Annotated in this window: 5 protein-coding genes; all 5 read right to left on the bottom strand. The window is 42.0% G+C overall.

Translation table 11 applies throughout. The features are described 5' to 3' along the window. Nucleotides 1-14 precede the first annotated feature (14 nt). Entirely contained in the window at nt 15-2,135 is a 2,121-nt protein-coding gene (locus tag ACTRXF_RS04500) for a S8 family serine peptidase (protein ID WP_474278015.1), read from the bottom strand. Between the two features lie 79 nt (nt 2,136-2,214). Continuing rightward, complete coding sequence (locus ACTRXF_RS04495) at nt 2,215-4,209, bottom strand: N-acetylmuramoyl-L-alanine amidase (protein ID WP_474278014.1); 1,995 nt, start codon at nt 4,207-4,209, stop codon at nt 2,215-2,217. Between the two features lie 558 nt (nt 4,210-4,767). Beyond that, entirely contained in the window at nt 4,768-7,023 is a 2,256-nt protein-coding gene (locus tag ACTRXF_RS04490) for a cell wall-binding repeat-containing protein (RefSeq protein WP_474278012.1), read from the bottom strand. Nucleotides 7,024-7,036: 13 nt separating this feature from the next. Then, nucleotides 7,037-9,178, bottom strand: a complete 2,142-nt coding sequence (locus ACTRXF_RS04485) for a S8 family serine peptidase (RefSeq protein ID WP_474278010.1) — start codon at nt 9,176-9,178, stop codon at nt 7,037-7,039. Nucleotides 9,179-9,248: 70 nt separating this feature from the next. Beyond that, entirely contained in the window at nt 9,249-11,288 is a 2,040-nt protein-coding gene (locus tag ACTRXF_RS04480) for an N-acetylmuramoyl-L-alanine amidase (protein WP_474278008.1), read from the bottom strand. Nucleotides 11,289-11,673: the final 385 nt, after the last annotated feature.

Here is an 11,673-nt window from a genome sequence, read left to right as displayed (position 1 = left end):
CGCCTCTTTCTTTATTACCTTTTTTTAAGATCTGAGTTTAGCAATCTATTCATGTAATAATTTGAGTAAATGAGCGAATCCATTTGCCATAGTGTTGGACTGGTAATCGCTGCTTTTCCTCCTAGAGTGTAAAATTCCTCTGGAGGGTTGGCTTCATATTGTTTATTAGTTACAAATGCTCTTACTGAGTCTGGTATGGAATTACTCCGTGATAAAAGCAAACCATGGTTTTCTCTTCCAGCTAAGGCCCCGCCAGCCAAGGCATCAGAAAAATTTTCACCGGTTGCCAGAAGATAAGAATCTGCATCTTCGTTGAACCTCTTTGTTACCTCCAGTGCTGTTTCATACCTCGTATTTCCAAATATTCTTTCAGCATTTGGCAGCTTATTCTTAACGGTATCGCTGATAACTCCTGTGCCACCTATTACATAAGCTTTAGAAAAATTGTACTTGTTTAAAAATTCTTGTGTAGCCTCTGGAATCATATCTTTTTTAACAAAGACAATTGGAATCTCTTTTTGATTAGCATATGAAGAAACTGCTAAAGCATCCGGGAAGTTCTCCCCTGAAACTACAATGACTTCTCCATTTATCTTTGCGCTGTAAGAATTCAATTCGGCTGCCGTAGAATACCTGGTAGGCCCTGACAACCTTATAGTATTGAAATCATTTTCTGCTAAAACTGTCTCTATTTCCATGGAGATTGCGGAGGTGCCACCAGCTATAACGACATTATTCACTTGGAGGCGTTCTAGTTCTGCAATTGTTTTTTCACTTATCCGATTAGCAAAAGTCAATAATATCGGTGCGTCTATTTGACCTGCTAAAGTATTGGCAGTTAAACCATCTGCAAAATTAGAATTATTTGCAAGAATTGCAGTTTTACCTGAAATACTTGTTAGCCCCTCGCTATTGACCTCAGTTGTGGGAACGCCCTCTGGCCACCCTTTCATTGATATTTCAATCGAAGTATCTACAGAAGTTTTTCCGGATAAACGCGATTCCGTCTGATATTTACTAAGTGAAGAAGACGTATCGATAGTGCCAAATTTGACAGAGTTATTACTGGTAGAAGGTTCTTCAATAAGATACCTGATCTGCTCAGTAGTTAAAGAAGGGTTATACGATTTCAATAAAGCAGCATAGGAAGATACAACAGGTGCTGCCATGCTGGTGCCGTTAGCTTCCACATATGGATAGGAACTTTTGCAGCTACTAAACGGCCATCGGTCTCCTTTTGTACAGGTACTCAGTATACTGTCTCCAGGAGCTGTAACATCTACCCATTCTCCGTAATTAGAGAAAGAAGCCAAAGTTTTAGTCGATTCTTCTATTGCCCCTACAGATATTACGTTTTTTAAAGCCGCTGGGTATTGCTTTGTCGTTGAAGAGTCATTTCCAGCAGCGGCAACCACGATTATGTCTTTTTCTACAGCTTCCTTCACAGCATTTTCAACAGCCAGAGAAGGATTGTCTCCTCCAAGACTTAAATTGATAACATCTGCTCCATTTTCAGCAGCATAATTGATTCCTTTAGCAATATTTACACTGCTGATTCCAGTGGAATCACCGACTTTAACGGGGATGATATTTACATTTCTACCAACCGAAGCCCCACCTGCATTGTTATCAGTTATTGCTCCTGCGATACCAGCTACATGTGTCCCGTGTCCAACGTTGTCAGTAACTTCATTACTTTTTTCTATCACATTGTATGGCTTGATAATGGCTGACGAGAGATCTTCATGATCTTGATTGATCCCACTATCTAGCACCGCCACTACTGACTTATCTGAAGATGTGTAGCTATCCCACACTCCCGGTAGATTGATGTTTTGAAAATAGCCTTCTTGTTGTTCGTATAGTGGATCATTTGGAAATTCAAATAATTCATAAAATACTTCAAATTCTGCGTACTCAACTTCTGGATTTTTTTTTAATTCTTTCATCTTTTCTTCTGCTTTTTCTACTGGCACTTCAATAGTATTTATGTCCTGATCAGTATTAGCAGAGAATGTCTTAGATTTATCATTTTTAAATTCCACTACGATTGTTTTAGTTTCTTCTGCATACGTCACATGGGGAACAAATAAAAATACGAGAGCCCCTAAAAAAGCCAGAGAAATAAATTTCACATCATCAACTACTTTCTCCCATACAATCTAAATATATTTAGAAAAAAGGAGCCCCAACTTAAAGGCTCCACTTTCTTATTTAATTCTCTTCGTGATACTTTTCGATTCCTTTATACATTGCTGTAGCAGCTTTATTTTGAAAATCACTGCTTTTCATTAACTTAGCTTCTTCGGCATTAGTAATGAAACCAAGCTCTACAAGGCTGGCTGGCATAGCTGTATTCCGGAGCACTGAAAAATTAGCACTTTTTACGCCTCTGTCTTTAGTACCGACAGCTTTAAGTAATTCGTCCTGTACAGCTGCAGCTAACTCTTGTCCTTCTTCACTTCCAGGGTAATAAAACGTTTCCTGGCCAGTGACAGAAGTACTGTAAACAGCATTAGCGTGAATGCTCAAAAATGAATCTGCTTTAGCACGGTTAGCAATATTCGCTCTTTCCCTCAGCTCAACAAAGGTATCATTCGAACGGGTCATTATTACTTCTGCTCCTGCTGCTTCCAGCTTGTCTTTAAGCCTTAAACCTACACTCAATACGATGTCTTTTTCCTGGGCTCCATTCGCTACAGCACCAGGATCTTTACCACCGTGCCCTGGATCAATAGCTATAAGCTCGCCATCCAAAGCACTGGATACAGTACTTTTCGTATTGATATAGCTCATACTGACGTAACCATATCCATCATCATATTTAATTTTGGCCCAGTTGTTGCTGATTTCATATATTTCTACAGTTTGGCCATTCAATAAATAACCGATGCGTTCATCGCTTCCTGAAGGGCCTGAACGAACATTCAATGAATTACTCACATTCACAGTGCCTGTTTCAATTACTTTCTCTTCTGCTTTTCCTGTATCAATGTAGTTCATGCTGACATAACCATAAGAGCCATTATAATTAATTTTGGCCCAGTTATTACTTGTGATGTCGTAAATGTCTACTTTTTCGCCTTTAGCCAGGGAGCCTATCCAATCATTGCTTCCGGACGGACCACTGCGGACGTTTAAAGAATTAGTGACGTTTACTACAGTACCTGTTTCGATAATTTTGCCGTCACTTGGCTTTTCCTGCTCTTCACTGCTTGAATCATTTTCGCTTGAAAGACTTACTCCAAGATTACTTAAAGCATTATCCGATACTGCTGCACTTCCACCTAAAACGTATACCGGCTTAGAGCCTATATAGTTTTTCACCGTGCTGTTAGAAGAATCTGGTGGTGTAAGGACAATTGGCGCTTGGATTTTGTTTCCAAGACCCACCGCTGCTACTGCATCTGGATAATCTTCTTTGCTTGAGCTGATGGAAGTGCCTCTGGCCAATAAGTTAACTCCCCCGGAAAGATTCGCCCATTTCGCTGCATTCACACTGGTTTCGTATCTTGTGCTTCCGTTAATACGTTCAGTAGCTATGCCTTTATTCTTTAACGAAGACTCTAAGGAATCACTTACCGCTGCTGAACCCCCAAAAATAATAACCTTTTTAACACTGCTTGGGAGATCGGAAGGCAGGCTCGAGTTTCTGGATAAATAAATAGGAATGTTCTTATTTGCGGCAATACTTGAAGCACTTAATGCATCTGCCACCGTCTGTCCGTTAGCAATGATTGCTGTACTTGCATTAGATAATCCAGCTTGTTTATTTACTGCTGCTGCAGTGCTGTAACGAGTGTCTCCTGAAACTCTCGTTACATTTAATCCGTTATTTGTTAACTGACTTTTAACATTATTGCTTATTGCTTTCGTACCGCCTAATATGTAGACATTTTTTGCATTAAGTCGTTTAATTTCTGACAAAACCTCTGTATCAACACTGCCTGTTTTCGTTAACAATACGGGGGCGTCTGTACTTCCCACAAGACCTGCTGATGCCAAAGCGTCCGCCGGCTCGTCAGATCTAGCTAGAATCACTGAGTTACTTGAGGACCAGCCTTCTTTAGAAAGTTCGACCGCAGTGCCTATTCTGGTATCCCCTTTGATTCGTTTAGAACTGGCTGCCTCTGTATCTAAAGGCACGAGTGAAAACAATAAAACAAATATCAGAACAGGGAAAACTATCATACGAAAAATGTTTTTCATTCTTACCCTCTCTTTCTTAAATATATTCTAGTCCAATAATACTAGAAAACCTTAAGAAAAAATACACTGTAAAAAGGGTAAAAATGTAAGCACTAAAATATATCTTTTGTTTTCTCTTATTTTCTTGTTTATACTCATTATTACTTATACATTGGTTACATGTTACTCAATTAAATTAATCCATTATTACTGTACGTTTTTTACACATTTCAAAGTGTAAATTAAGTTAGACAAAGCATCACCCCACACGTCTGGCACAGCACCTGAGTCGGAACTGTGCCAACCGATAATTCACAGCGTTCAGGATTTTTGTATACCTCCCGAGCATCCAAGGCTATCGCAGAGTCCGGTCTGTAACATAGCATGCCGCTAGTATCCAGATGCCTGGACCAGGGTCCCCAGGGAAGAGTTTTTAACATAATGGCAGGAATAGTTAAATGGCTTGCCCCCTTTGAAATACCGGGGGCAAGCCATTTAAGAATTTTATTTATTTTCACTGTCTATTTAACGAGATCAGTTCAAGGTGTCCAACACTTTTTTAAATATTTAACTAAAAAACTATTTATCATTTTTAAATTTCAGTGCCGCAAGAGAATTAACTGCTTCATGGCCTCCGACCACAGTGAACTGAGTGAAATTATCTCCTCCAAGCTCCTGCGTAGACCGTGGCACACTCTCTTCTTCTGAGAGAATCAAGCTTGCATCCACTTTAGCCGCAAGGACAGATGCTGTCAGGGCATCCGGAAAGTCTCTGCCATTCACCATGAACCCATTTTCTTTTGACATACCGAGTTCGTTAATAGCGGTTGAGGCGGTTTCGTACCTGGTACTCCCACTGTAACGCTCCGTATTAGAATAATCATCAGCAATGGAAGCTGATACAGCCGCTACGCCTCCAACAATCTTTATTCCACCGGCTTCCTGTAACGCTTTATCCGTCGGCTCTGGAACCGTCTCCTCCCGTGTCAAAAGGATAGGTGTTTGATTTCTTGCCGCATAAGGTGCCACAGCTAAAGCATCAGCATGGGTTCTGCCGTTTGCAAGCACAAATTCATCTTGATTTTCTATGCGCTCCGCAATTAATTCGGATGTCTCATATCTCGTTTCCCCTGCGATTCTTTCCACATTGACTCCGTTTTCGCGCAGCTGTGCTTCTATATCTTCATCTACAGCTTTCGAACCTCCCAGTATAATCACGTTGTCTGCTCCTAAACGTTCAATTTCCTCTTCTGTAGCCTCCGGTAATTCCGATTCTTTCGTCAACAAAATGGGAGCATCCTGTTGATATGCCAGAGGAGTTCCCGCCAAAGCATCCGGGAAATCCTCTCCCGTCGCAAGAACGACCGTGTCTGAGGTCGACCATCCTTCCCTGGAAACTTCAACTGCACTATCGTAACGGAGTGCCCCCGCTAAACGTTCATTTGTAATTTCCCCGGATCTGATATAGCCTTCCGTTCCGTCCTGTAGCTTCACCTGATACCAGCCGTAATGATGGGTTCGTTCGGAATCAAATTGCAGACCGCTTTCAATATTCGCTATTTCATCCACGCTCAACCCATCGATAATTTCCCCATTAACGCTGTCATATACCGGGGACTCATTTCTGACTGAAACAATATTTTCTTCTTCATAATTGTGTCTGGAACGTGTTAGTGCATGGCTTAGGTTATATTGCTGCTTTTCTTCAAACGACATTAATTCCGGATTGTCTTCGTGCGGATAAGTGATTTCCAGCTCATCTACAGGAAAATCGTGAATGTTTAATGCTCCGAATTCTCCCTGCATATGACTAAATACTAAGTCCTGATAAGGAGCATCCGCTTCTTCTGGATCGTTTCTTTCTGAGATCGAATTATATGCCATCACAGCGAAATACCAGTTATCGATCACTTCTTTGGAACCGTCATTAACTGTAGGAAGTCTGCTCATTCCCCATTTATTCAGAAGTATTTTGATACCCATATCAATATTAAATTCGATGTCCGTTTTTAATCGTTCTTCAAAATCATCCTCTTCTTCTTCCGGAAGTCCGGTGTAGCCTGGGGAGACCTGCATAATTCCAATGCCTATGCCATCAAAACCAATTAACGGCTCACCTTCCTCGAACTGCCTCCAGCCGCTTTCCTGCCAGGCGATAGCTTTTAAAACTTCCGGGGGGATATCATTTTCTTCAGCTTTTGAGGTTAAAAGTTTGTTAATCTCTTTCGCCTGGGGATTGTCGGCTGAAGCGAAATTTTTCCCCTTCTCCGGTTCGCCAAAGGCCTCCTGGTATTCTTCTATAGTTACAGTCCGGCTTTCCGAGTTCTCTAAACCTTGTTCATCACCTTCCAACGAAGTTATGTTAACCTTCTCTGGACTTGAAGCTGCTGCATTGTTTTCGCCAACGGGTTCTGCATAGCTTATAGTCCCCTTCTCAACGCTTACGGTCCCTCTGTTCAGCCCTTCAGATTGATAGATTTGTTCATTGTTATTCGATAAATTGTATACTTCAAAAATCAATTCATTGGAAGTGCCGGGCATACGATATTCCATAAGCAGTAATGTAGAATCATTCATTGTTAATTCTGTCATTTTAGAGGCACGAAGGTGTTCTTTAGCGGCCAAGTCTTCACCTCCGATTTTAACTCTCGCTTCTTCCTCTAAATTGTCAATTTCCACCTTTTTTCCGTCGTCTGTATTAAGTGTCGCCGACGAGCCTTCCGTTACTTTTTCCTCGGGCACTTCTAATGCTTCAGCTTCAGCCGTCGTCGAATAAAGACCGAAAATGATTCCAAATGAAAGCAATGATTTTCCGACTGAAAAATGATACCTCATATTCATCCTCCTTCTAATCTCTTTTTTTCAAACTGCTATCTGAAATCCTTGACTGATAATAATCTTCATAAATCAACGCATCCATCCTCCAAGCCACTTGGTTCGATATCGCTGCTTCTCCCCCAAGCGTCAAAAAGTCCAACTCGGAGGATTCCGAATTTTCATTTGCAACAAAGTCTTCTACTATAGAAGGAAGTGTCTCCTTTTTGGTCATTAGCATCGAACTGGATGTTCGTCCAGCCAAGGCGCCTCCTGCAAGAGCATCTGAATACTTCTGCCCTGTCGCAAGCAGATAAAAAGAATCGTCACGGTCAAAATACTCATTTACTTTTAAAGTGGTTTCGTATCTTGTTTCTCCGTAGATGCGTTCCACACCGCTTAGTTCTGCACTTACATTTTCGCTAATGACTGCGGGTCCACCTACAATATACTTTTTGGAAAAATTATATTTATCTAGAAATTTCTGAGTAGCTTCAGGGATCTCGTTTTCTTTCACGAAAATAATGGGGATATTTTCATCATACGCAATTGGTGAAGCACTAAGGGCATCTGGGAAGTTCTCCCCAGAGGCTATTATTACTTTACCCCCTGCTTTTGCATTGCTTTCATTAAGTGCTGAAGCCGTTTCATATCTCGTTTCACCCGAAAAGCGATAGGTTTCGAACCCGTTCGCTTTCAAACTATCGTTGACGCTGCTGTCTATTGCTGCTGTGCCTCCGGCCAAAATGACATTCTCCACTCCGAGACGATTCAGTTCCTCCACTGTGTCATTGCTTAATGATTTTGATTTCGTGATCAGAATTGGAGCTTCTGCTTCGCCTGCTACCGTGTTTGCTGATAATCCATCAGCAAAGCTGTGGTTGCTGGCCACTACAGCGGTTCTGCCGAAAATTCGTTCTCCGTTGGGAGCATCAATCTCCGTCTCCGGGACACTGGGCCAACCCTCTTCAGAAATTTCAATTGATGTATTAATAGAAGTTTTTCCAGCGAGTCTTGCTTCCTCTTTGTATGATTGAATAGTAGCTTCTGTGTCAAGCAAACCGTATTTGATGGACTCGCTGCTTGCAGTCCCCTGATCAGAATAATTTTCGATCAGATAGCGGATTTGCTCGTTTTCAAGCGACGGGTTGGCTGCTTTTAATAAAGCTGCATAAGAAGATACAACAGGAGCTGCCATACTAGTCCCTTCCGATGTAATATACGGATCCTCTGTATCACAGTTATAAAAAGGCAGCTGATTTCCTGGCGTACAAGTACTCAGTATTTCTTCCCCCGGTGCGGTAACATCCACAGAAGACCCAAAGTTAGAGAAGCCGGATAATTCAGAAGTGGAATTCTGAACAGATCCTACCGATATAACATTCTCATGAGCGGCGGGATATTCAGCAGTTGTAGAAGAATTATTACCAGCTGCAGATACTACTATTGCTCCTCCTGCCTCTGCTTCGTTGACAGCTTCTTCTACTGCCTGGGAAGGCTGACTGCCGCTCAAGCTGAGGTTGATTACATCTGCCCCGTGGTCTGATGCGTAATCAATTCCTTTTGCAATATCAATGCTGCTGATATTTTGGCTCCCTCCAACCTTCACCGGTATAATATTAACTGATTTACCTAACGAAGCCATGCCGATCCTGTTATTGGTAATAGCACCAGCTATTCCAGCCACATGCGTTCCATGGCCTACCTCATCCAAAACATCATCGCTTCCAGTGACAGCATTATACGGAGACGTAACAGCTGAACTTAGGTCCTCATGACCTTGCTCTATACCGCTGTCCAGTACAGCTACCGTTGATTTTGATTCCATGCCGTACTGCTTCCAGTCAGCCGGAAAATTAATATTTTCAAAATAATCCCGCTGTTCTTCAAAGTTCGGATCATTAGGTGTCTGAGACAACTCGTAAAAAACCTCTTTTTCTGCATACCTTACGTTTTCATCCATTTCTAGTTCAGCCAGCCGCTCTTCTGCGTCCCCCTCAGGCACTTCAATGGTCTCAATGTTTCTTTCAGAATTTGTAGCAAAGCTTTTTTGTTCTTCGTTATGAAATTCCACGATGATTTTTTCGGTTTCTGCCGCATTGACTATTTGAGGGAGTACTAATAAGCTAAATAGCGCTAGGTTCATAACAATAATGTACTTCACATCATCAACCACTTTCTTCTTTATGTAAAAACTTAAAGTTTGGAAAAGAGGAGCCTTTCATGCAAGGCTCCTCCCACCGGAATTATTTTTCTTCATAATAATTTTCTATCCCCTCAAAGATAGCCGTCCCGGCCTCCCGCTGGAATTCACTTGTGCCTAGAATTTCTGATTCTTCTTCATTTGTCAGAAATCCAAGTTCTACAAGCGTAGCAGGCATGGCAGTCTCTCTTAATACCGCAAAATCCGCTCCCTGGGTTCCTCGGTCCAAAGAATCGATAATCTGTACCAACTCTTCCTGAATGGATTCGGCCAATTCTTCTCCTTCTTCACTGGCGGAATAAAAGAACGTTTCCTGCCCAGTCGCCTCTTCGGTGATAGAGGCGTTCGCGTGTACACTCACAAAGGAGTCTGCTTCTTTTTCATTTGCGAGATCTGAGCGTTCATCCAATTCTAGAAAAGTATCATCTGAACGGGTCATGACCACCTCAGCCCCTGCATTTTCCAATTCTTCTTGGAGATTCAGTGCTACACTTAATGCCACATCTTTTTCCTCAATGCCGTTAGCTACAGCGCCCGGGTCCTGTTCTCCGTGTCCGGGATCCACAGCGATCACCTTGTCAGTTACAGAGGTTATTTTTTGAATTTCTTCGAGATAAACGCCGCTTACATAGCCCATGGTTTCCCCGTATTTGATGCGCGCCCAGCCATTATCCGTTGTTTCATATATGTTTACTTCTTCTCCACCTGATACGCTTCCTATTTTTTCGTTATCCACGGAAGGCCCGGTCCGCACGTTAAGATTATCCACTGAAACGATTTCCGCCGTCCGCTCAATCTCTTCTTCCGGAGGAGCATCATTAACAGGCTCTTCTTCAGTGTCAGAAACCCCTTCTACATTTTCAAGATAGGCTCCACTAACATAGCCCGTGGTTTCTTCGTGTTTAATAAGAGCCCAGCCATTGTCAGCCGTCTCATATATATCCACTTCTTCGCCATCTGACAGGCTTCCTATTTTTTCGTCATCCGCAGAAGGTCCGGTACGCACATTAAGTTTATCTAATGCATCGACCTCTGCCGTTCTCACCGCCTCTCCTTCGGGGAAACTGTCATTTTCTGAGGCTTCTTCTGGTTCTCCTTCAGCAGAGATATTAATTCCTAAATCGGTTAAAACATTGTCCGCTATCGCTCCCTCTCCTCCAAGCACATACGTTGGCCGGGAGCTCAGAAAGTTTTTCACTGCTGAAGCAGCTTTATCGGGATGGGTCAGCACTACCGGAGCATTCAATCTGTTGCCCAGACCTCCAGCAGCTACAGCATCTGGATAGTCTTCCTGATCCGATTTTGTAGAAGTTCCCCGCGCAAGCAGATTTACCTCCCCGCTCAGACCGCCCCATTCTGCAGCTTTGATGCTCGTTTCATAACGGTCGTCCCCGCTTATTCTTTCCACACTTTTGCCCTGACTTTCGAGTGTATCTTCAACGGAAGTATCGATAGCCGCAGATCCTCCGAACATTACTACATGCTCCACACTGGACGGGAGATCCTCCGGCATACCGTTTTCTTTGGTCAAGTATACTGGAAGGTCTTTGTTTGCCGCTATACTTGAGGCACTCAACGCATCGGCTACTGTTCTTCCATTTACCACTATAGCCGTACTGCTTGTATCCAGCCCCGCTTTCTCATTTACATCTTTTGCCGTACCGTAGCGTGTGTCTCCCGATGCCCGGACAACATTTAACCCTTGTTCAGACAGTTCATTTTCTACACTGTCACTTATGGCAGCCGATCCGCCTAATATGTATACATTTTCCGCACCCAGGCGTTCAATTTCATTAAGTACTTCCGAATCCAGGTCTTCAGTTCCTGTTAATAACGTTGGTGAATCCGTCGAAGAAGTCAGACCCGCAGAAGCTAGCGCATCTGCCGGGGAATCGGAACGAGCTAATATAACAGAATCACTCGATGCCCATCCCTCCTTTGACAGTTCAATAGCAGTATCAGTCCGAGTGTCTCCCATCAGTCGTTTGGACTCATCAGCCTTCACCTCTGACGGAGATACAGAGAACGTCATTAGTGAAATAAGAGCCACGACCCCTGAACTAAAAAGCAATTTTTCTCTCATTATTACCCTCATTTCTTAAACTTGTAGGGTCATAATACTAGAAATACATAAAAAAATACACTTTCAAAAAAGGATAAAAATGTAATTTATTTTTTATCCTTTTTTTATTCTTTCTTTTTCTCTTTTGTTCTTTCTTTTTCTTTTCCTCTAGTGAATTTTTACTCATTCACATTAGTACTATGTTAGTTACTACTGATTAATGAAAAAGTTTGTTGAGAGTTTTTTAAAGATAAATATTAAAATTTTAATATTTATCTTTAAAAATCACAAAAGCCGTTCAAAATATCCAGCAAACATTCTTTCAAAAATCATCCTTGCTGTGTAATATAATGCTTTTTAGTGAATCTGCACATGATATATATCAATATAAGGATCCTGAAAACGA

Source organism: Marinococcus sp. LNHM3E3-2.2 (assembly GCF_056034385.1).
Note: the sequence above shows the minus strand (reverse complement) of the source record. Positions and strands in the feature narration are given on the sequence as shown.

Excerpts from the sequence above, each read along its gene's own strand:
- ACTRXF_RS04495 (WP_474278014.1), bottom strand. The coding sequence starts at position 4,209 with ATGAAAAACATTTTTCGTATGATAGTTTTCCCTGTTCTGATATTTGTT.
- ACTRXF_RS04480 (WP_474278008.1), bottom strand. The coding sequence starts at position 11,288 with ATGAGAGAAAAATTGCTTTTTAGTTCAGGGGTCGTGGCTCTTATTTCA.
- ACTRXF_RS04490 (WP_474278012.1), bottom strand. The coding sequence starts at position 7,023 with ATGAGGTATCATTTTTCAGTCGGAAAATCATTGCTTTCATTTGGAATC.